We start from the raw sequence: 20,913 nt of genomic DNA on the forward strand, positions 1-20,913 counted from the left end.
TGCATTTTGACACAATTATTTGGCAGATGCCTGCGACTCATTTTTGTTACACTATTGTCACTCTTATCGCTGCTAAATGGTCGACATGGAAAACCTATTAAAAAAACTCCCGTTCTTACACCAACGCTGGTTTCAGTTCTTACGATTTTTAACCCGGCACTTTTTTGAAGACAATTGCCAGCAAAAAGCAGCATCGCTTACCTATACCACCATGTTATCTATTGTACCGATACTGACGGTACTATTGATGATTCTGTCCTCGGTACCAGCATTGGCTTCGGTCAGAGCACAGATTTATGAGGTGATTTATAGTAACTTACTGCCACAATCGAGCATGCAAGTCAGTGAGTACATTAATAGCTTCGCTGAAAAATCATCTAATCTGACTATCATTGGTGCGATGGTGTTGTTTTTTACCACCATCATGACCTTGACGACCATTGAGCGTGCTTTTAACCAAATTTGGCGGGTAGAAAATCGTTCAGGTGGCATCAAAAGCATGCTGCGCTATTGGACCATCGTTACTATGGGGCCGCTGGTTTTGGGTACAGCCTTTATCGCCTCAAGTGCCGTGCAAAGCCTGAGCTTCTTAAACCGCCAAATTGCAGGTTATGGTATTGATTGGTCTTTTTGGGTACAAGCCGTCTCAATTGGCATAACCATTGCTGGCTTTATAGGAATGTATTGGTTTATCCCAAAAGCCCGCGTGCCAGCGAAAAATGCAGCGATTGCTGGTATCTTTGTTGCCATCGTCTTTGAGCTGATGAAACATCTTTTTGGTACGGTAATGGCCAACTTTACCAGCTACGAGGCTATTTATGGTGCCTTTGCCGCGCTACCTATCTTTTTATTATGGATCTATTTGTCTTGGAACTTAATTTTATTAGGGGTCGAGATTAGCTATACCTTGACGATTTTTGAAACTGAGGAAGTCTACCCGCGCCATCCGCTACTTAGCTTGCTAGACATGTTGAATCTCGTGTATACCCATCACTTAGAGGGTGAAGCGGTCAGCGAACAAGCGCTGCGTAATGTGCTAGGTCGCAAAGAGCTACCGAAATGGTATATCTATATTAATTATCTGCAGGACTGCAATCTCATTACCATGACCGAAGATGATGATTATGTACTCAAAAGAGACTTGAGCAACATGACGTTATGGGATTTTTATCGCACGCTGCCTTATCCGCTACCCATCAAGGATGAGCTGGATGAGATGAATCAAGAAGATCAAAAGCCTTGGCTAAGCTTATTGGTGGCTCGCTTTGAGAATACTGAAGCGTTTGCCAAACAGCAGCTGAACTTGCCATTGGGCACTATCTTTACCAACAGTGAGCCGCGCAAAAAGTCAGCAAATGACAAAGCCAGCGCTCACTCGCAGAATAAAAACAAACTGTTTAGAAAAACGATGACTACTTCAACTCAGCAATTAGCCAAAGACGACTCAGGCATTCATCATGATGCCCCGCGTTTTGACCCTGCGGCTTATGATAAAGACAGCGATCTAGACTGCGACAATCATAACCACGAAATTGTGATTCCTAAAGATACCGACGAACAACCAGCAGCCCTTGACACTGATAGACGTGGCGGTAAAAGCGCTATCATTACTGAAGCAGACAACCCAAAAGCAATATAAATAAACTAATAAATAAGTAGTAAAAATTATTAGTGAGCGTGATGGCGGTTAATGTGCCTTAGCTAATAAATATCTATTAATTGTCGAATAACTATTATTTTGGATACCTTAAGACTTATGGCAGCCGACAACCATACTAAAAATACTCTTTTTACCCGCGCGGTCGATACAGGGCAGAACGGCTTAAAAAACCTCGCACAGTTATGGTCGCTAAAGACGCTAACCGACTTGCCTGATCGCTTGAAAAACCTGTGGGAGCAATTAATTGGCTCTTATTGGTTTATCCCAACCGCTTGTGTGCTTGCGGGTATTTTACTTGCCCCTATCTTAGTCACGATTGATGAGCACTTTGACCGTGAAACCGTTAGGGAGCTGAGTTTTGCCTTTACTGGTGATGATGATGCGGCGCGCGCAATTATGACTGCGATTGCAGGTGCAGTACTTGGGGTCGCAGGTACTACATTTTCGATTACTATTGCCGTACTGTCGATGGCCTCCTCACAATTTGGCCCTCGATTATTACGTAACTTTTTGACAGATACGCCGAATCAGTTTGTCTTAGGCGCGTTTATCGGTACTTTTAGCTATAGCTTATTGGTTTTAAAGTCGATTCATAAGTATGACGTTGACTTTGGTGTGCCGCAGTTGGCGGTGACCTTTGCCATTATTATGGCGATTATCTGTGCCTTATTGTTGGTATACTTCGTGCAACATATGGTGCATGCCATTCAAGCATCGCATGTCATTGAAAATGCCAGCAACGATGCGCTTAAAAACATTCACTATTGGTATGGCGACCATTGCGATATCGAGCATCAGCGTGATATCGAGCATCATGATGTTGAGCAGTTTCACACTTGGTTAGCGACACCCATCTACTCACCAAGCTGCGGCTACCTGCAACAAATTTATTTAGAATCTCTGATTACTTTGACACAAGACTACGGTGGCGTGGTACAACTCCATACCAATCTGGGCCATTTTGTCACTGATAAAAATGTCATCGGCTATTTCTATCAGCGCCCAGCAGACCATCCAAACAACCTGAAAAAGACTAAGATAAACCATCTTGCGGTGATACCGCGTGCACCCGACGGCATATTTTGGCAGCGCTTTGCCACTTGCATACGCCTTGAGCAACGGGTGACGCACTCTAATGACATCGCGTATAGCCTAGGACAAATGACTGAGATAGCGGTACGGGCGCTGTCTCCTGGTATCAACGATCCTAAAACGGCTGTCAATTGCGTGCAATCATTGACTACTTGCATAAGTACCATGATGCGCCGTCAGCCACCAAGTCCATACCATTTTTACTCACCAACGCAAGATAACGACGAAACCTCTGAAAATTTTGTGCCGCAGCAGCGAGTGCCTATCTTGGCTGTTGTCACTCATACACCCAAGATATCGGACTTTATTGATACTTCGCTTGGCGAGATACGCCGTTACGCGACGGCTGACCTGATGGTATTAAAAGCACTCTGTCAGGCGATGGTCGACCTTAACTACGCGCGCGTGAATGGCGCACAGCAGCAAACCTTACTGCATGAGCTGAGCTTGGTGGCGCGTGCAGGCGAGGAAAATTTGAGCTATAGCGAGTTGGTCAACGATTTAAAGGCCATGTGTCAGCAGGCAAAGCAATTTATTCTTAATGACGATGCTACCCATCAATATTTTGCATACGTGAGTGAGTTTGCCGCCCACATCGATAAAGCGTTACAGACAGAATCAAGCTAGCGATCTGAGTTATTAGCAATACCAAATATTAGTAAAATAAGAACAAACCTCCTATTTATAACACGCTCATAAGCTTTTGGCTTAGAGATACTTTTATATTCACCTGAGACTTCTTTCATGGCATCTACTACCAGTCTGACCATCCTTGAAATCAGCGCGATTTTTTTATCAATTACTGCTTTGTTGACCTATGTCAATCATCGCTTCGTCGGGTTACCCACCACCATTGGCGTCATGGTCATCTCCATTCTTTTGTCTATCGGCGCGATATTTTTGGGGTTTTTAGGCTTTGATCAGCTCATTGATTATGAAGTCAGCCTCTTAGAGCAGCTTGATTTTACGGAAGTATTGCTCGATGGCATGCTCTCTATGCTGCTGTTTGCAGGGGCGCTGCACGTCAATATTAGTGATTTAAAACGTTACAAGCTACCTATTGGTATCCTTGCCGGTCTTGGCACGATAGTGTCAGCATTGCTTATTGCTACTGCCCTCTACTTTATGCTGCCGCTATTTGATTTTGGTTTGCCTTTTCTGTGGTGTTTATTATTTGGTGCTTTGATATCGCCGACTGATCCGATTGCCGTGATGGGTATTCTGGCATCAGCTGGCGCGCCAAAAAGCATCGAAACGGTCATCGCTGGCGAGTCCTTATTCAACGATGGTATCGGCGTTGTTATTTTTGTCTTGTTGCTTGGCATTTTATCTAGCGGTGATATTCCAACGGTCAATTATGTGGCACATACCTTGGCTGTCGAGGCTGGTGGCGGTGTTGTCTTTGGCTTGGTGCTAGGTGCTATTTTGTATTATTTACTAAAAAGCATTGATAGCTATCAAGAAGAGGTTTTGTTAACGTTAGCGGGCGTCATAGGCGGCTACGCGCTGGCCAGCCATTGGCATCTATCAGGACCACTCGCTATGGTAATGATGGGCTTAATGGTCGGCAACCGTGGGCGTGAGCTGGCAATGAGTGATAAGACTCGCCATTATATTGATTTATTTTGGGAGTTAATAGACGAGATTCTCAACGCCATTTTATTTGTTTTGATTGGTCTTGAAGTAGTGATAATCGCTTATTCGGGTAACTTATTTATCGCAGGCGGTCTGACTATTATCATCGCCCTACTAGCAAGATTGATCGTGGTTGGTATGACAACCAAGACGTTCAGTCGTCAACTTAACTTGCCAACGGGTGCGTGGAAGGTGCTGACATGGGGCGGATTACGCGGTGGTATCTCAGTCGCCCTAGTACTGCAATTGCCTATGGGCACAGAGCGCGACATTTTATTGGCGCTTACTTATGCAGTCGTAATTTTCTCTATTTTAGTGCAAGGCCTGAGCGTCGGTAAAGTCGCTAGAAGCATTCGCACTGAAGAGAAAACAGTTGAGCTATAAAAAGTAAAACTATAAACAATAAAGCTATCAATTATAAAAGCTTGCGGATAACAAAAACCCAGCACAAGCGATTAACTTTATGCTGGGTTTTTTAATCAGTATCTATAGTCAAGGAATTTCAGAATCGCTACAAGGCGACCGACCGCAGATAGTACACTAAGTACATCTAGGACGGGTAACACTGTAGAGGTTTAAAAGTGCTCTGACTATAAAACTTTATATTAGACCTTTTTGCTTCATATTACGGTATACCACAATAACGATGATAATATTTAAAACAAAAATAGCCAGTTTAAACCAATCAAACGGACGAGCAAGCAGATAATATAACTCTATGGGAATAAATATTCCATAACCGATGACACTAAACCAATACGCCCATGTTTTATCTTGCCACAAGCCATAAGCCTCAATAAAGCGTATCGCTGCATAAATAAATATCAGTAATAAAAATAGAGGCCAGTTTTTACTGGCTTGTTGGGCAATTCGTACCGTACTCTCTACTTGCGGTGCAAGAAGATAACCAAAGTTCTGCTGCCAGGTTGCTGTGGCGGTGGCAAGCCAACGCTCAAGGTCGGTATGCCATAGCCATAACGCGCCTGCCCCGAGTAGCGCGCCAATGCCTTTAGCCACTTCATAGACGGCCACCGCTTTGATCGACTCGCTAGATTCACCGCGTAGCCTATTATCCCGACCGAGCCTTGCATGACGGCTACCCTTCGAGGATGGCTCTAAAGGCTCATCCCGTTGGGGCAAATTAGCCAAAGAACGTCTCCACGACGCGCCCGTGCAGTTGCTGATTAAAGAATGGCGTGTTTTTACCATTGGATAGCATTGATTGCGCCGTGACTTGCCACTCAATATTCGGATCGACCAAGACGGCACCGCCTGCATTTTCGTATTGCGTATTAATACCAGCGATTTTTGCAGGGTTCAGACAGATTTTATCGACTAGCTGCACTAAAGTAAGTACGTCATCATTGACCAGTTGACATGCCAGCGCCATAAAAGTATCAAAGTTTGAGATGCCAGGCGTACAATCGGCAAACGGTGCTTTTTTAGCAGTACTATTCAAAGGTTCATGATGACTACAAATAGCATCAATAGTGCCATCTTTGAGCCCGCGACGGATAGCTTGCTGATCGGTATTACTGCGTAGTGGCGGTAACACGTAGGCTTGAGCATTAAAACCTTCTAAATTGTCATCGGTTAAATACAACTGATGCATAGCTACATCACAAGTCACTGGCAAGCCTTTGTCTTTCGCCCAGCGCATCAGCTCTATCGAAGACTTGCAAGACAATTGACTAAAATGCGCAGCAATCCCCGTTTCTTCTACCATCAATAGCTGTGTAGACAAGGCAACGGTTTCAGCAATCCACGGTATACCTTGTAGTCCGTGATAAGAGGCAATATAACCCTCATGCGCTACCCCATCTCCCGAGAGACTTGGTTCATCAGGATAAAAGAATACCTTCATCCCAAAAGTCGCGGCATATTCTAAGGTACGCAGTAATACCAAATCATTGGCAAAAGGTCGGCGCGCATTAGAGACGGCAATACAGCCCCCTTTTTTGAGTCCCGCAATATTGGACGGACGCTCTCCTTCCAAACCTGCGGTTAATGCACCCAAGATATGTAAATAAATACCGCCATCTTCAAGCGCGCGCTCACGCAAACCTTTCAAGAGCGAGCCATTTTCTAAAATAGGATTGGTATCGGGTGGGATAACCACATGCAAAAACCCATTGGCACGGGCTGCACGCCCTTCTGACTCTAACGTGCCGTGTTGCTGTTGTCCTGGTTCACGTAGACGGGCGCACAAGTCAACCAACGGTGGCAGCAACCACATCTCGCGTCCAGCTTCAAGACTGGCCAGTTTGGCTTTCACAGTATTTGAAAGTGATGCCTTAAAGGTATCAGGAAGATGATCGATTAGCGGTGCATCAGTATTAAGCATAGTGGACATGAGCGTTATTACCGTATCAATAAAATGAAATAAGTGAAAATAAGACAGTGCAGCAGCTATTATTTACCAGCTGCTTGATGAGCGCGTTGACCTTCCATCGCGAGTGACAATACTGCCATACGAATCGCAATACCGTTATTAACCTGCTTTAGAATCACAGATTGGGCACCATCAGCAACGCTAGAGGCAATCTCAACACCGCGATTCATCGGACCTGGGTGCATCACCAACGCATCAGGCTTGGCTAAAGCTACACGCTCTGGGGTAATACCATAGTGCTTATAGTATTCATTCGATGATGCTAGCAGCGGCGAGCCGATACGCTCGTTTTGTATTCTCAAACCCATAATGACATCGCAGTCGGTCACGCATTCATTCATATTTTCATAAACTTGTACGCCAAAACGCTCAATGCCTTTAGGCAACAAAGTACGTGGCGCACAGACACGAATATCTTTGACACCTAACGTTTGCAAGGCACTGATATCTGAGCGCGCGACGCGTGAGTGCTTAATGTCCCCAACAATCGCAACCGACAGATGTTCAAAGGGGCGCGGCGCTTCGCGGTGAATGGTGAGCATATCAAGCATCCCTTGGGTTGGATGCGCGTGCCAGCCATCGCCACCATTGATGATAGCGATATCAGGTGTGACTTCCGTCGCCATAAAATGGGCAGCGCCTGAGGCAGAGTGGCGTACGACAAAGATATCCGCCGTCATGGCTTGCAGATTCCACAAGGTATCGCGCAGGCTCTCGCCTTTTTTGGTACTAGAGCGCTCGATATCGATATTCAGCACATTGGCACCCAGACGTTTTTCAGCCACTTCAAAGGTCGTACGCGTACGAGTGGAAGGCTCAAAAAACAGATTCATCACCGTGTAGCCTTCCAGCTCAGGACGATTGATCAATTGTCCATTATCATCAAAAAATGTCTCAGCTTTGGCAATAATTGCCTGTAACTGTGCTTTATTTAACCCTTCCACGCCCAAAAAATGCCGGATACCACCATCTACATTAAGCTGTGGACGACTCAATGAGGTATTCAATTTTTGATGAATGGTATCGGGATCGAATTTGGCATAATCTGTCGGTGAAATGCTATGGGCTGCACTGCTATCAGTAGAATTTGACATAATGGCAAGTCTTTATCGTTGGTTTATAGAGTCAATAATAACGGGTTTATTCATCTTTGTTTGTTGATTTATAGCGGATACGCACAGATACGGGGACATTTAGACGCTTATTTGCTACAATTTACTGTAATCATATAAGCGATATAAAACTCACTCAGCTACCCTATTAAATAATAGGCATAGACCGGTACCCACCACAATAGAAAACCAGCATTGTAAAACTATCAATAAATAATAATAGCGATAGTGTAGCTGATTTTGTGGTCAGGACAAAGACGCTATGCCACCTATTTGAAGATTTACTTGTTCAGAGAGTAGCTCGTACTACCTGTTAAATTCCTTTAACGCTTATCTTTTCTCAATTTTTCATGCCATTTATTAGGAAGCCTCATGACGACCTTAGCACATTATTTAAACACCAATGCGAACAGTCCTGCACTGAACGACGTCATTACGACGGTCACAGGCGTTGGCAAAACCATTTCGCAGTTACTTAGAAAAGGGGCGTTAGCAGATATTTTGGGTGAAGCCGGCAATCAAAACGTCCAAGGCGAAGAGCAAAAGAAGCTAGACGTATTGGCCAATGATTTATTGTTAGATGCTTTGGCAAAAAATACTCATTGCGCAGGGGTTGCTTCAGAGGAGCTTGATGATGCGACTCCCGCCAATGCCGATGGCAGCCTCTTGGTCTTGTTCGATCCTCTAGATGGTTCATCAAATATCGATATTAATATGGCGGTTGGCACTATTTTCTCTATTCTCCCCTACCAGCGCCAAGGTCAACTCAGTGAAAATAGCGACTTCTTACAAGCGGGCAATCAGCAGCTAGCAGCTGGCTATTTATTATATGGCACCTCCACTGTACTAGCGCTGACCATCGCAAATAACGTCGTTATGTTTAGCTTAGATCCCGATACTAATGACTATATACTGATTGAAGACAATGTCCAAATCAATGCCGATACCAGTGAGTATGCTATCAATGCCTCAAACTATCGCTATTGGCGCGCACCGATGCAGCAGTATATCGATGAATTAATCGCTGGCGAAGCTGGTGTGCGTGGTCGCGACTTCAATACCCGCTGGGTTGCCGCCATGGTTGGTGACGTGCACCGTATCTTATGTCGCGGTGGGCTCTTCACTTATCCATTTGACACCAAGTATGCCAATAAAGCAGGCAAATTGCGCTTAATGTACGAAGCTAACCCGATGAGTTTATTGATTGAGCGGGCGGGTGGCGGTGCAACGGATGCGGTTAATCGCATTCTGGATATTGAACCGACAGATATTCATCAGCGTGTCCCAGTGGTACTTGGTAGCAAAAACGAAGTGGCCTACATTAAAGACTTACATGTAAAGCATGCTGGTCAATAAATTAGCCGAATCAATCTGATAGCCATCAGTACAAACTTTATTAATTATATGGTTTTATACTGATGGTTCAAATTCTCTATATTTTTTAAGCGATCCATTATGGTAGCAAATCCCACCGAGCTGATTACCTCAGATAAGAATACGACGGTCAAGCTGGTAAAGGCACTATTGGCGCAGGCACGCCAGCGTAAAAAACAAGGTCAGACTGTCATTGAAGGGATTCATCTCATTGATGCGGCTCTGCGTAGTGACTACCCGTTTACCCAAATTTTGCTAGCCGAATCTGCCCATAATAACTCTGAGGTTCAGCAGGTTTTAACTCGTCTGCCGACTTATACGCCTATCTTAACGTTATCAGACTCGCTATATGAGAGTATTCGTAGCTTGGGTACGGGTATCGACATCATGGCGCTTATCAATATACCAATCCATGGCTTAACGATAATTAATGATGATTGCCTGATCCTTAATGATGTCCAGGATAGTGGTAATGTTGGTACTTTACTACGCACTGCAGCAGCAGTTGGCATCAAGAACATACTCTGTACCGATGCCACAGCACAAGCATGGTCTCCTAAGACGCTAAGAGCAGGTATGGGTGCGCAGTTTGCCCTAACTATCTATGAAGGTCTCAGCGTGCAAGATATATTAGATTATGTCCAAGTACCCCTATTAGCAACCAGCTCACATACCGATACAGTAATTTACCAACATGACTTAAAAGAACCAATCGCTTGGATTCTGGGTCATGAGGGACAAGGCGTTTGTGATGAACTGATGCAGTGTGCCACCCCTATTGCTCTACCACAGCCTAATGGTCAAGAAAGCCTCAATGTTGCCATTGCAGGCTCATTATGTCTATATGAGACGTTGCGTCAAAGGAAGTACTGTTAACCTTAATTTTGATTGTATGAAGAAATATTAACCAAAAAATAGCTGAATAACTACATATGGTTATCCAGCTATTTTTTTGGTTTTAGAACAATATTCTATCCCTTTTACCGATAGAACTGTCCGTTGATGCTGTTCTTGATACGAATACAAACTAGCCTATATAAGGGTTAGTACGTAACCACTTAGTAGCCAAGTACTTTGTACCTTTTATCACTGGCATACCAGCGTGCAGACTTAAAGGTTCAACACTACCATCAAACTTAGTGTTAGCAAAATATAAAGCCATGCCCTTTTTGGGTCGCACCTCAAGATTTACTTTAGGAAAACTGGTACCACCCCCAGCTTCTACATCAGATAGGTACATCAGTAAAGTACCTACTCGTTGCCCTCCTTTACCGACATTTCTTTGACAATTTTCATTATTAGGGTCAAAAAAATCATAATGTGGACGATATTCAGCACCTTTCCCATACTGTAAAACTTGCAAACCTTCACCGCGAATGGCTGGCCAATGTAATAAAGCCTCTATTCTATTCTCAATTGTCGTTATCAGAGGCGTAGCGCTGCGTTGAAAGCCGCAGCTTAGACTGGTTCTGGCATGATGCGCGGCAAAAGTGCCATCAGTAGGACTGACGACTCTGGATTCCTTCATTTTACCTTCAGTGCTTTTTATAAGTTGGTCACATTCTTGATGACTCAAAAAACTCTCTATGACAGCCACAAGAGGGGGATGAAAAGTTGATGCCAACTTGACCGTCTTATCTGGCAATTCTATCGAATTGTGAGTCATGTCTATGTAGGGAATATTGATAACATCCGACTGTTGTGACATTAACTCGTAAGCAGCACTGTAAAACCCTCTTTCAAAGAGAGTACTGATAATCTTGTTAGGGGGTACGCCGCGCTCGATGTTTTCTGCAATCCACTGTTGCCAAGTGGGTTCTAGCTGTAAAATTGCGTTCATGTTTACTCCTTGTAATCTTATCCCTGAAAGTTTTAGACAAATAATAGTATCGCACATTCGTTTGTTTAACTAAACCAATCTCCTAATAGAACGTGCCCTCATTTTAAAAATGCTGAGAAAAATGAAAAAAATAGCAACCAAACAAGGAAAATAGCGCAGATAATATCGAGATATTGGCCATAGATTGATAAGTTTAGATAAGATTTTTAGACTTTAACGCAGTTATAAAAAAAGCCCTCGAACCAAACTGGTCGAGGGCTTTATAAATCAGTGTATATTAGTAGCGTAGCGAACCATCAATAATAGTTTGAAACGCTCTATTATCAGCTGTTCAGCAAAAATCATTAAACCTTGCTGGTCAGCTCAGGCAACGCTGTAAACAAATCAGCTTCTAAGAAGTAATCAGCAACGCTTGCGATAGGCGCTTCTGGGTCATTGTTGATAGCAACGATGATTTTAGAGTCTTTCATACCAGCCAAATGCTGAATAGCACCTGAGATACCAGCAGCGATATATAAATCTGGTGCAACGATTTTACCCGTTTGACCGACCTGCATATCGTTTGGTACATAGCCTGCATCAACAGCAGCACGTGATGCACCAACCGCTGCGCCTAATTTGTCCGCTAATGGCTCAATGTACTTGGTGAAGTTTTCGCCATTGGCCAATGCACGGCCACCAGAAACAACGATGCTTGCTGAGGTCAATTCAGGACGGTCAGATTTCGCCATCTCTTCATTCACAAAGCTTGCTTTACCAGACTCTTGCACGTTGTCAATCGTTTCGACGGTGGCTGAACCACCTTCGCTCGCGACTGGATCAAACGCGGTCGTACGTACCGTCAATACCACTTTATCTTCTGATGTTTTAACAGTCGCTGTTGCGTTGCCTGCATAGATAGGACGCTCAAAAGTTTGCGCATCTACGACAGCAGAGATTTCTGACAACATGCTCACATCAAGTAATGCTGCAACACGTGGCATGAAGTTTTTGCCAGTCGTTGTAGCAGGTGCAATGATATGGCTGTAATCACCAGCAATATCAGCAACCAATAGCGCTATGTTACCAGCCAATTGATGCTCATAAGCTGCATTGTCAGCCAATAGTACTTTAGCCACGCCTTCAGCTTTTGCTGCTTCATCAGCCACTGCTTGCGCACCACTACCGGCGACCAATACATGGACATCACTACCCATTTGTTTAGCAGCAGCGATAGTGTTTAAAGTTGCCTTTTTTAGACTGGCATTGTCATGTTCTGCATATACCAAAATTGCCATTGTTTTTATCCTTTATTTGTTCGTATCATCTATTCATGTGGTCATCTGTTCATAAAATTATGCATACGCTTAGCTTTTAAATACGTGAGCCGCGTTATGATAGTTTTACGCAGAATACGCTATAACAAAGTACTAGATTACTTTTGCTTCGTTTCTTAGCTTATCGACCAATTCATCAACTGACTTCACTGTAATACCAGCTTTACGTTCAGCAGGTGGCACAACTTTAATAATTTCTTGCTTAGAGGCCATATCAACACCAAAATCAGCTGGCGTTTTTTCATCGAGCGGCTTTTTCTTCGCTTTCATGATGTTAGGCAGTTTAGCGTAACGTGGCTCATTCAAACGCAAATCAGTCGTAATCACCGCTGGCAAGTCAAGGGCAAGGGTCTGTAGACCACCATCGATTTCACGCGTGACGTTAACTTTATCGCCTTCAACTTTAACTTCAGAGGCAAACGTACCCTGACCAATACCCATCAATGCTGCTAGCATCTGACCGGTTTGGTTGTTATCGTCGTCAATGGCTTGCTTACCCAATAGGATAATATCCGTAGATTCAGACTCAGCGATGCTCTTTAGAATTTTAGCGATTTGCAGTGGATAAGGCTTGGCGTCAGTCAATACTAGAACACCACGATCAGCACCCAATGCTAGCGCTGCACGAATTTGTTCTTGTGATTCTTTTGGACCAATCGATGCCACAATAATTTCATCAATCACACCCGCTTCTTTTAGACGAACCGCTTCTTCTACTGCAATTTCATCAAAAGGGTTGATTGACATCTTGGTGTTGGATAGATCCACGCCAGAGTTATCAGCTTTTACACGAACTTTTACGTTATAATCAATGACACGCTTGACCGCTACTAATGCTTTCATACGTTCCTCGTTTATTAATGTTATGAATTAAAAAATTGTCAGTTCAGAACCAAAGGTTCGTCTTTTTAAACTGTCATTCAAATCGTTGTTCAAAATACTACTTAAGGTTGTGACTAGCTTAACAGAAGAGCGTTGATCAAAAACACCAAACCAATGTTAAAAATGTATTAGTCTGTTATTTCCTACTCATAAAATCTGTTAAAGCCAAGCCAACCGTTATTATCAGACCTATCTATCTTGCGTGAGCATAGCCTTAAGGTCAAGACAACGCCGTGAATAATGCGTCATAAATTTGTCACTATTATTAAAAAAATAGTTTATAGACCTATTATTTACGGTTTCATTCTAATAAGCGGCTTAACCTTTTGCCCTTTATAGCATTATCAACGCCTTATTTACTTAACGTTTTGTTATTATTTATCACCTCAAAGCTTTTTATGCGCTTAAAACACTTTATAAAGTGCTTTTCTCAGGCTTAATTAATAAATGACTGTCACGAATATCATCAAACAGCGACCAGTCAGGAGGGGTGTTATCATTTTTAATGACACTCATGTCCCCTGTCGTTTCCATAATTACTGCAAAGACTTCGCTCTTAGATTTGAGTCCATTTTTGCGTAGTACTTCTTGCACATCACTGGTGCTCAGGTTTGCTTCTTTTAAATTATCCGAAAAATATTCCCCATGCGCCATTAATATGATGGCCTGATTGTCAATCAAGGATTTCAACGGTTTGACTTTACGTCTGATAATTGAGATAACCCCTTGAATCACAAATAGCACAGCAACGGCGAACAAGCCTTGTAACAAAGACGGACTATCAGACAATACTGTTGAGGCCAGTATGCTACCAATACCAACTGTCATGGCAAAATCATGGCTCGAGAGCTTAGAAAAACTTCGTAGCCCCATTAATCGTGTAAATAACATGAGTCCTAAATAAAACCCAAGCGCTGATAATGAAATACCCAATACTTGCTGCCATTCAATTGAAAACCATGTCTGCCACTTCATAAAATACCCTCTTTCCTGCATTTTTATTACGTAAATACGTTACATTATCTGGAATCATCGACTGCTTAAACTGCTAATATTTAACGACTATTAGGGTCTGTTGAATATTTAAATGTGGCACTGGCAGTGGCTATTTTTTAGACAATACGCAGTGAAATTCTTGACGCCTAGTCATTCTAGGTTAGATAATTTCGCCATGTATTGGCAAAAAATAGCCCTGCCCTGAAAGGCTGATACTAAAATCACCCCAAACGTTGTTGTAAACCTAGCTAAGGTCTCGACATTATCGTCGGTTTACGCCTAGTTTGGGACGATTTTAGCAATCAGCAGTCCTAATATTTGAATGTTCAACAGACCCTATTTTCGATGTGAAATAAATGGCACAAAAAAAGCAACCTGATGAGAGGTTGCTTTTTTTTAAAGTCTAAACAGTATTTTTATTTTTTTAACAAACAAAGAAATCTGTACATCTTATTAAGATTAACATTGCCGAGAATACTGTTAACAGTGATACTCAACAGCCGTTAAAATTAGATGGCTTCGATTTGCTCAGCTTGTGGGCCTTTTTTGCCATCACCTAAGATGAAAGATACTTTTTGGCCTTCAGCTAGGGTTTTGAAACCGCCACCTTGGATAGCGCTGTAGTGAGCGAATACGTCTTGTCCGCCATTGTCTTGAGCGATAAAACCAAAACCTTTAGCTTCATTAAACCACTTTACAGTGCCTTCAACTTTATCTGACATAAATTTTCCTGACTCTTTAACTGTTGGCGAGACGTGTGTCATCACCGATTAATTGATATATACTCTAGATCTTTTGCTGAATGCGGCGGCTCAAACTCATAATATATCAAGAAGATAGCTTATGTTTTTTGCCTCAAATCCATTGAGTACAGCTTGATTATAACAGTTTTTTTTGACTGCAACATATTAAATTGCAGAGTTTTGTAAACAATATAAGAACCCTTCAATAACCTTTTGTCACCATATTTTGATGGCTTGTTATCTCATATAGACCCTGTTTATTACTTTCAATTTCAATATTCTTGTTATATATATTCAATAATAAAAATTAAGTCTCCCTATCTTTTGCGCACATTTATTGGGTCAAGGGTAGCCAAGGCGAGGTTAGCACCAGTAAGCAAAGGGCAAAAAATATTAAAGAAAACGATTGGCTATACGCGATATATTTAGTTGGTATGACCAAATCTTTGGGTGAGTCTGGGATACCTTTACGCTTTAACAATCTGGTGCCATAGACCCAGCCAAACACCGTATAAATCCCGTATGCGGCAGGCACTGCAACCGCCAAAGGCGTTAGATCGATCACATATAACATTACCACAGAGATAAAAAACCATGAAGTGTCTAGCAGTGAGCTGATTTGAAAAAACTTAGATTGTGGCAGCTTGCCATCGGTGCCTTTGAGCATCTCACCTTCGATCCAAATTAAAACAGCCACGACAGCACTAAGAGTAATATACACGAATTGCGGCGTTAGCCAGTCTGGAAAAGATATTTGCACAACATACAACCTGTAATCTATGGAAAAAATAAGAAGAGAAATAGTCACCGACATAGTCATGTAACTGAACCGACGCTTGCCTACATTGGGTGTGGGTTACTGGTTTTCAACCGCTATAATGAGTGAAAGGTAATATCGAACCATCACGCACTACTGATAGCAATAAAAACCCCGTGCTATCACTTGATAACACGGGGTCTGTTAAGACTTATTAAGCCTTACCATCATAAGTATTGACTTAGTTTTTGTCTTTATCGATGATTTTGTTGCCGCCAATCCAAGGCATCATGCCGCGCAGTTTAGCACCAGTCACTTCGATTTGATGCTCAGCGTTGTTACGACGACGAGCCGTCATTGATGGATAGTTGGTTGCGCCTTCACTGATGAACATTTTTGCGTATTCACCAGATTGGATGCGTTTTAGCGCATTACGCATAGCTTCACGTGATTGCTCATTGATGACTTCAGGACCAGTCACATATTCGCCATATTCAGCGTTGTTACTGATTGAGTAGTTCATGTCAGCGATACCGCCTTCATACATGAGGTCTACGATAAGCTTAAGCTCGTGCAAACACTCAAAGTAAGCCATTTCTGGCGCATAGCCCGCTTCTGTTAGCGTTTCAAAACCCATTTTTACTAGTTCAACAGCACCACCACAAAGAACGGCCTGCTCGCCAAATAGATCGGTTTCAGTTTCATCTTTGAACGTGGTTTCGATGATACCTGAACGACCACCACCAACACCAGCTGCGTAAGACAAAGCTAATTGCTTGGCTTGACCTGAAGCATCTTGATAGATAGCGATCAAATCTGGAATACCGCCGCCTTTGGTGAATTCGTTACGAACGGTGTGACCAGGTGCTTTAGGCGCAACCATGATAACGTTAAGATCGCTGCGAGGAACGACTTGGTTATAATGAATCGCGAAACCATGAGCAAAAGCTAACGTAGCCCCTTCTTTGATGTTAGGCTCAATCTCGTTGTTATAAAGCTCTTTTTGGAACTCATCAGGGGTCAAAATCATAACCACGTCAGCAGCTTTAACTGCATCAGCCACTTCAGCAACTTTTAGACCAGCGTTTTCCGCCTTTTTCCATGAGCTTGAGTTCGCGCGTAGACCAACAGTCACATCGACGTCTGAATCTTGTAGGTTAAGTGCGTGTGCATGGCCTTGTGAACCGTAACCAATAATCGCAACTTTTTTGCCTTGGATAATCGATAGATCGCAATCTTTATCATAATAAACGTTCATAAATAGAGTCCTTTTCCTCAATCATGGCGTGCCATGGATAGTAAACGCTTATGCAGTAGCCATTATCGTAAAATGGTCACTAACATAAGCGTTATGTTAATGGTAGATAGATTATAACTAAAATGATTTTGATTAACTATTCAGATGCTCAGCCACTAAGCGTATTAAATACTCAGTGTTTTTTCTCCACGTGCAATACCAATCACACCCGAACGTACCACTTCTAAGACACGTTCTCGGCCGATAGTATCGATAAAACCATCCAGCTTAGCCGTATCGCCAACGATCTGAATCGTATAGAGATTGGCATTGACGTCAACAATTTGTGCACGGAAAATATCTGCGCTGCGTTTGATCTCTTCACGTACGCTACCCGTTGCGCGAACTTTGACTAGCATTAACTCACGCTCAACGTGAACGGTGTCTGATAGATTAAGCACTTTAACCACTTCAATCAATTTATGCAATTGCTTGGTGATCTGCTCAATTCTTTCAGGGGAAGTAATGGTGGTTAACGTCAGACGCGAAATACTCGGATCTTCCGTTGGGGCGACGTTTAAGGTTTCGATATTATAGCCACGTTGTGAGAACAAGCCGACTAACCGCGACAACGAACCCGCTTCGTTTTCCATCAATACCGAAATCAGATGTTGTTGTTGCATTAGGTACGCTCCCCTTTGGTTAACCACATATCACGCATTGTCTGTCCAGCGATTTGCATTGGATATACATGCTCATTACGATCGACATAAACGTCAATAAATACCAGCTTGTCTTTCATTGCCATGGCTTCTGCAATCTGTGCTTCCATGGTGGCAGGATCAGTAATCTTGATACCAACATGACCATAACTTTCAGCTAGCTTGACAAAGTCTGGTAATGAATTCATATAAGATGACGCATGACGACCCTCATACAGCATGTCTTGCCACTGTTTCACCATACCCAACTGCGCGTTATTTAGGTTCAATATTTTGACCGGTAGATTGTACTGTAAGCACGTCGATAGCTCTTGGATATTCATCTGAATAGAGCCTTCGCCAGTAATACAAACCACATCGCGATCTGGATTGGCAAGTTTGGCTGCCATCGCATACGGTAAGCCAACACCCATCGTACCTAAACCACCCGAATTGAGCCATTGACCCGGCTCTAAATAGGTGTAGTAAAGCGCGGCAAACATTTGATGCTGACCAACGTCACTGGTGATAATAGCGTTGCTGTTGGTCACTTTATCTAGTGCTTGAACGACCGCTTGGGGCTTGATGCCATTGTCAGTGCTGGTGTCATAACGCAGACCATGACGCTTACGCCATTCATTAATCTGTGCCCACCAGTCTAGTAAGGCATGCTGCTCCAACTCTTTATCTTCGCCGATAATTTCCAACATATCTGTAAGTACTGATTTTACGTCACCAACGATAGGAATATGGGCAAAAATAGTCTTGGAGATAGAAGCTGGATCGATATCGATATGAATGATGGTCGCATTCGGGCAGAATTTTTTGACATTATTAGTGACACGGTCATCAAAACGCGCACCCACTGCCAAAATAACATCTGCATGATGCATGCTCATGTTGGCTTCATAAGTACCATGCATACCAAGCATGCCCAAGAACTGACGATCAGAGCCAGGGAATGTTCCCAAACCCATTAGCGTATTGGTCACTGGCAAGTTTAGACGATGTGCAAGTTCGGTCAGCTCTTTGTGGGCTTTACTCCAAATCACGCCACCGCCCGCATAGATAACAGGACGCTGCGCTGATAATAAGGTCTCAACCGCTTTTTTAATTTGGCCGCCATGCCCTTTCACTGAAGGCTGGTACGAACGTATAAACACCTCATCTGGGTACTCGTAGGCATATTTTTCGCTAGGCGCGGTCATATCTTTTGGTACGTCAATGACGACAGGACCTGGACGACCAGACTGCGCAATAAAAAAGGCTTTTTTGACAATCATTGGGATTTCGCTAGCATGGCGTACTTGAAAGCTATGCTTCACGATAGGACGAGAGACCCCGATCATATCGGTTTCTTGGAACGCATCTTCACCGATTAAACTGCTTGGCACCTGACCTGAAATTACGACCATCGGCACTGAGTCCATGAAGGCGGTGGCAATAGCGGTTACTGTATTGGTAGCACCAGGACCTGACGTGGCCAGCACGACACCTGTGTTGCCGGTCACTCGCGAATAAGCATCAGCCATATGGCCAGCTGCTTGCTCATGACGCACTAAAATATGTTCGATGTTGTCTTGCTGAAACAACGCGTCATAAATGTGCAGCACTGCGCCGCCTGGATAGCCAAAAATATATTTGACACCCTCATCCGTCAGCGATTGCACCAGCATCTCAGCACCAGATAGCATCACAGGCTGCTTGCTACCTTCGGCAAGACGTTGTTGCTTTTCTTCAAAATTTTTGGCGGCATTACCTGTTTGGGTATGTCCCGTCATATTCGGACTTTGCGTGGTTTGCGTCACTGTCATCACCTTTTTTTGCGGCGAGAATTTGCGTTATTTTATAAAAGAAAACAACCACGTTTGGGCGTTATTTTAAGTCTTATAAAAATGATTGCCAATCCTTGTCCATATCAAGAATGTGTGCCCACTATATTTAAGTAATTGCATTGTACAACGCAAGAGAATACTCAAACATAGCAATGTATTTGGGGTCAGTTTTGTGACAGGAGTTTATCGATATACTATGACAAGATGCGAGTGCATCTATAAAAGAGGCTTATTACTTATGAGCGATAGTGTTTATAAAAGAGGCGCTGCTATAGCTAAAGTCATGAAATAATTCTAATAGCCAATACTATTTCATAAGATCATCCGATCTTATAATAAGCTAATAAAAAATATCATAACCGAATATTGTCTTGCATTTAATGCAAGCAATACAACCGCAAAAATCCACACTTAGCGTATTTCAAATAATAAGTTTATCTTAGTCATTGTAGACAGATAAGTCCGGAGACAACATATACAGTTATTAATAATAATCGCTATGATCATCATTTTTGCCATATCATTATCACAAAGAAAATAAAACGACGTAAGCTACCGATAAGTAACCCGTAGTTCTCATTCTCAAGTGCCACGGCAATATCATAAAAGCCGCTCACTGACCAATCAACTGCTATTATATTCAATGGTTTGAGTCCTATTGTCAAGAAAAACTTCTAAAACCCACCCCTAACTATTAGTTATTAAATAATGTACATTCATAAGCATTATTTGCTAAAATCAAACGCTACTGTATTCATATTGTTATTTATCGATGTAAATACTGCCCCTAAATAAATGTCTACCTTCATTTTTTACCCCTTAAGAGGATTGCTACTATGGCATACACGTCTACCATACATACCCCTGCCAAGCTGCTTATCAGTATCAGTACTGCGTGTATGATAATGCTGTCAATGAATGCCAGTCATGCTATCCAAGTGTATAAATCGATTGGTACGCATGGCGAAGTGAAGTACAGCCAGCACTCGCCGCAAGAGGGCAGAAATATTGAAGTCATCGAGTTTCGTAGTGACGGTAGACAGAATAATGCAGGCCAGTTAGCAGGAAAGACAGAGGCTAACCAAAACACGCCTACTCAAAGTGCAGAAGAACAGCGGGTGGCCCAACTAGAAGCACGTATCAAGGATCAAGAAGCGCAAGCCAATGCGCAGCGTTGCCAATCACTACGCAATAACTTGACCAATCTAAACGTTGGCGGGCGTATCTATGAGATGGATAGTGATGGCAAACGTGAATACTTAGATGGTCGCGAAATCGAGCTTAAGCGTGAGCGCGTGCAACAAGCCATCACTCAGTATTGTAATGGCTCTACGACCTAGT

At 42.9% G+C, this 20,913-nt stretch carries 19 protein-coding genes; 6 read left to right on the forward strand and 13 right to left on the reverse strand.

The genetic code is table 11. The features are described from left to right. The first annotated feature begins 85 nt into the window (after window positions 1-85). The 3 genes from AAEY79_RS07570 (at window position 86) to AAEY79_RS07580 (ending at window position 4,771) form a co-directional block, all read left to right on the forward strand. Window positions 86-1,639 carry a YihY family inner membrane protein gene (locus tag AAEY79_RS07570; protein ID WP_352287946.1) on the forward strand — a complete coding sequence of 518 codons (1,554 nt, stop codon included), beginning with the start codon at window positions 86-88 and terminating at the stop codon, window positions 1,637-1,639. Window positions 1,640-1,756: 117 nt separating this feature from the next. Further along, a complete protein-coding gene (locus AAEY79_RS07575) occupies window positions 1,757-3,379 on the forward strand; it encodes a DUF2254 domain-containing protein (RefSeq protein WP_350588399.1) in 1,623 nt (540 codons plus the stop codon). A gap of 117 nt (window positions 3,380-3,496) precedes the next feature. After that, window positions 3,497-4,771: a sodium:proton antiporter gene (locus tag AAEY79_RS07580; protein ID WP_025652221.1), complete on the forward strand. Its 1,275-nt coding sequence runs from the start codon at window positions 3,497-3,499 to the stop codon at window positions 4,769-4,771. Window positions 4,772-4,987: 216 nt separating this feature from the next. Here AAEY79_RS07580 and AAEY79_RS07585 read toward each other — a convergent pair whose 3' ends face one another. From AAEY79_RS07585 to AAEY79_RS07595, 3 genes are read right to left on the reverse strand one after another with little or no spacing between them, the layout of a single operon-like run. Beyond that, complete coding sequence (locus AAEY79_RS07585; RefSeq protein ID WP_025652219.1) at window positions 4,988-5,536, reverse strand: DUF2127 domain-containing protein; 549 nt, start codon at window positions 5,534-5,536, stop codon at window positions 4,988-4,990. Continuing rightward, entirely contained in the window at window positions 5,529-6,740 is a 1,212-nt protein-coding gene (locus AAEY79_RS07590; protein ID WP_025652218.1) for a dihydroorotase, read from the reverse strand. Before AAEY79_RS07590 ends, AAEY79_RS07585 begins: the two co-directional genes overlap by 8 nt. Before the next feature lie 59 nt (window positions 6,741-6,799). Next, window positions 6,800-7,873: an aspartate carbamoyltransferase catalytic subunit gene (locus AAEY79_RS07595; protein ID WP_201582282.1), complete on the reverse strand. Its 1,074-nt coding sequence runs from the start codon at window positions 7,871-7,873 to the stop codon at window positions 6,800-6,802. 390 nt (window positions 7,874-8,263) lie between these two features. Between AAEY79_RS07595 and AAEY79_RS07600 the strand changes: the two genes are divergently transcribed. Together AAEY79_RS07600 and AAEY79_RS07605 are read left to right on the forward strand one after the other, a co-directional pair. Next, entirely contained in the window at window positions 8,264-9,247 is a 984-nt protein-coding gene (locus AAEY79_RS07600; RefSeq protein ID WP_025652216.1) for a class 1 fructose-bisphosphatase, read from the forward strand. Window positions 9,248-9,346: 99 nt separating this feature from the next. Next, window positions 9,347-10,141 carry an RNA methyltransferase gene (locus AAEY79_RS07605; protein WP_037025324.1) on the forward strand — a complete coding sequence of 265 codons (795 nt, stop codon included), beginning with the start codon at window positions 9,347-9,349 and terminating at the stop codon, window positions 10,139-10,141. Window positions 10,142-10,292: 151 nt separating this feature from the next. Here AAEY79_RS07605 and AAEY79_RS07610 read toward each other — a convergent pair whose 3' ends face one another. From AAEY79_RS07610 to AAEY79_RS07655, 10 genes are all read right to left on the reverse strand, one after another. Further along, the gene (locus AAEY79_RS07610; RefSeq protein WP_201617397.1) at window positions 10,293-11,105 is read right to left on the reverse strand and encodes a 2OG-Fe(II) oxygenase; all 813 of its coding nucleotides are present in this window, start codon (window positions 11,103-11,105) and stop codon (window positions 10,293-10,295) included. A gap of 344 nt (window positions 11,106-11,449) precedes the next feature. After that, window positions 11,450-12,382, reverse strand: coding sequence for an electron transfer flavoprotein subunit alpha/FixB family protein (locus tag AAEY79_RS07615; protein ID WP_173240536.1), 933 nt, complete (start codon window positions 12,380-12,382; stop codon window positions 11,450-11,452). Window positions 12,383-12,514: 132 nt separating this feature from the next. After that, the gene (locus AAEY79_RS07620) at window positions 12,515-13,264 is read right to left on the reverse strand and encodes an electron transfer flavoprotein subunit beta/FixA family protein (protein WP_010196801.1); all 750 of its coding nucleotides are present in this window, start codon (window positions 13,262-13,264) and stop codon (window positions 12,515-12,517) included. A 453-nt stretch (window positions 13,265-13,717) separates the two neighbouring features. After that, complete coding sequence (locus AAEY79_RS07625; RefSeq protein ID WP_201567425.1) at window positions 13,718-14,278, reverse strand: DUF421 domain-containing protein; 561 nt, start codon at window positions 14,276-14,278, stop codon at window positions 13,718-13,720. Between the two features lie 530 nt (window positions 14,279-14,808). After that, entirely contained in the window at window positions 14,809-15,021 is a 213-nt protein-coding gene (locus AAEY79_RS07630) for a cold-shock protein (protein WP_010196799.1), read from the reverse strand. Between the two features lie 355 nt (window positions 15,022-15,376). Then, window positions 15,377-15,802 (reverse strand): hypothetical protein, encoded by a 426-nt coding sequence (locus AAEY79_RS07635; RefSeq protein ID WP_025652209.1) that lies wholly within the window; start codon window positions 15,800-15,802, stop codon window positions 15,377-15,379. A gap of 238 nt (window positions 15,803-16,040) precedes the next feature. Further along, window positions 16,041-17,057 carry a ketol-acid reductoisomerase gene (gene ilvC, locus AAEY79_RS07640; RefSeq protein ID WP_010196778.1) on the reverse strand — a complete coding sequence of 339 codons (1,017 nt, stop codon included), beginning with the start codon at window positions 17,055-17,057 and terminating at the stop codon, window positions 16,041-16,043. A 164-nt stretch (window positions 17,058-17,221) separates the two neighbouring features. Further along, entirely contained in the window at window positions 17,222-17,719 is a 498-nt protein-coding gene (ilvN, locus tag AAEY79_RS07645; RefSeq protein ID WP_025652207.1) for an acetolactate synthase small subunit, read from the reverse strand. Next, window positions 17,719-19,431, reverse strand: coding sequence for an acetolactate synthase 3 large subunit (locus tag AAEY79_RS07650; protein WP_201567774.1), 1,713 nt, complete (start codon window positions 19,429-19,431; stop codon window positions 17,719-17,721). The genes ilvN and AAEY79_RS07650 overlap by 1 nt, the downstream gene beginning before the upstream one ends. 647 nt (window positions 19,432-20,078) lie before the next feature. After that, window positions 20,079-20,216: a hypothetical protein gene (locus AAEY79_RS07655; protein WP_157824073.1), complete on the reverse strand. Its 138-nt coding sequence runs from the start codon at window positions 20,214-20,216 to the stop codon at window positions 20,079-20,081. Window positions 20,217-20,408: 192 nt separating this feature from the next. On the opposite strand from AAEY79_RS07655, the gene AAEY79_RS07660 reads away from it, so the two are divergent. Beyond that, the gene (locus AAEY79_RS07660) at window positions 20,409-20,912 is read left to right on the forward strand and encodes a DUF4124 domain-containing protein (RefSeq protein ID WP_025652205.1); all 504 of its coding nucleotides are present in this window, start codon (window positions 20,409-20,411) and stop codon (window positions 20,910-20,912) included. Window position 20,913: the final 1 nt, after the last annotated feature.

The sequence above is a fragment of the Psychrobacter sp. GW64-MNA-CIBAN-0177 genome (genome assembly GCF_040309585.1).
Lineage (GTDB): Bacteria > Pseudomonadota > Gammaproteobacteria > Pseudomonadales > Moraxellaceae > Psychrobacter > Psychrobacter okhotskensis.

Excerpts from the sequence above, each read along its gene's own strand:
- AAEY79_RS07605 (WP_037025324.1), top strand. The coding sequence starts at position 9,347 with ATGGTAGCAAATCCCACCGAGCTGATTACCTCAGATAAGAATACGACG.
- ilvN (WP_025652207.1), bottom strand. The coding sequence starts at position 17,719 with ATGCAACAACAACATCTGATTTCGGTATTGATGGAAAACGAAGCGGGT.
- AAEY79_RS07595 (WP_201582282.1), bottom strand. The coding sequence starts at position 7,873 with ATGTCAAATTCTACTGATAGCAGTGCAGCCCATAGCATTTCACCGACA.
- AAEY79_RS07630 (WP_010196799.1), bottom strand. The coding sequence starts at position 15,021 with ATGTCAGATAAAGTTGAAGGCACTGTAAAGTGGTTTAATGAAGCTAAA.
- AAEY79_RS07570 (WP_352287946.1), top strand. The coding sequence starts at position 86 with ATGGAAAACCTATTAAAAAAACTCCCGTTCTTACACCAACGCTGGTTT.
- AAEY79_RS07610 (WP_201617397.1), bottom strand. The coding sequence starts at position 11,105 with ATGAACGCAATTTTACAGCTAGAACCCACTTGGCAACAGTGGATTGCA.
- ilvC (WP_010196778.1), bottom strand. The coding sequence starts at position 17,057 with ATGAACGTTTATTATGATAAAGATTGCGATCTATCGATTATCCAAGGC.
- AAEY79_RS07600 (WP_025652216.1), top strand. The coding sequence starts at position 8,264 with ATGACGACCTTAGCACATTATTTAAACACCAATGCGAACAGTCCTGCA.
- AAEY79_RS07580 (WP_025652221.1), top strand. The coding sequence starts at position 3,497 with ATGGCATCTACTACCAGTCTGACCATCCTTGAAATCAGCGCGATTTTT.
- AAEY79_RS07575 (WP_350588399.1), top strand. The coding sequence starts at position 1,757 with ATGGCAGCCGACAACCATACTAAAAATACTCTTTTTACCCGCGCGGTC.
- AAEY79_RS07650 (WP_201567774.1), bottom strand. The coding sequence starts at position 19,431 with ATGCTATCTGGTGCTGAGATGCTGGTGCAATCGCTGACGGATGAGGGT.
- AAEY79_RS07625 (WP_201567425.1), bottom strand. The coding sequence starts at position 14,278 with ATGAAGTGGCAGACATGGTTTTCAATTGAATGGCAGCAAGTATTGGGT.
- AAEY79_RS07660 (WP_025652205.1), top strand. The coding sequence starts at position 20,409 with ATGGCATACACGTCTACCATACATACCCCTGCCAAGCTGCTTATCAGT.
- AAEY79_RS07615 (WP_173240536.1), bottom strand. The coding sequence starts at position 12,382 with ATGGCAATTTTGGTATATGCAGAACATGACAATGCCAGTCTAAAAAAG.
- AAEY79_RS07620 (WP_010196801.1), bottom strand. The coding sequence starts at position 13,264 with ATGAAAGCATTAGTAGCGGTCAAGCGTGTCATTGATTATAACGTAAAA.
- AAEY79_RS07590 (WP_025652218.1), bottom strand. The coding sequence starts at position 6,740 with ATGTCCACTATGCTTAATACTGATGCACCGCTAATCGATCATCTTCCT.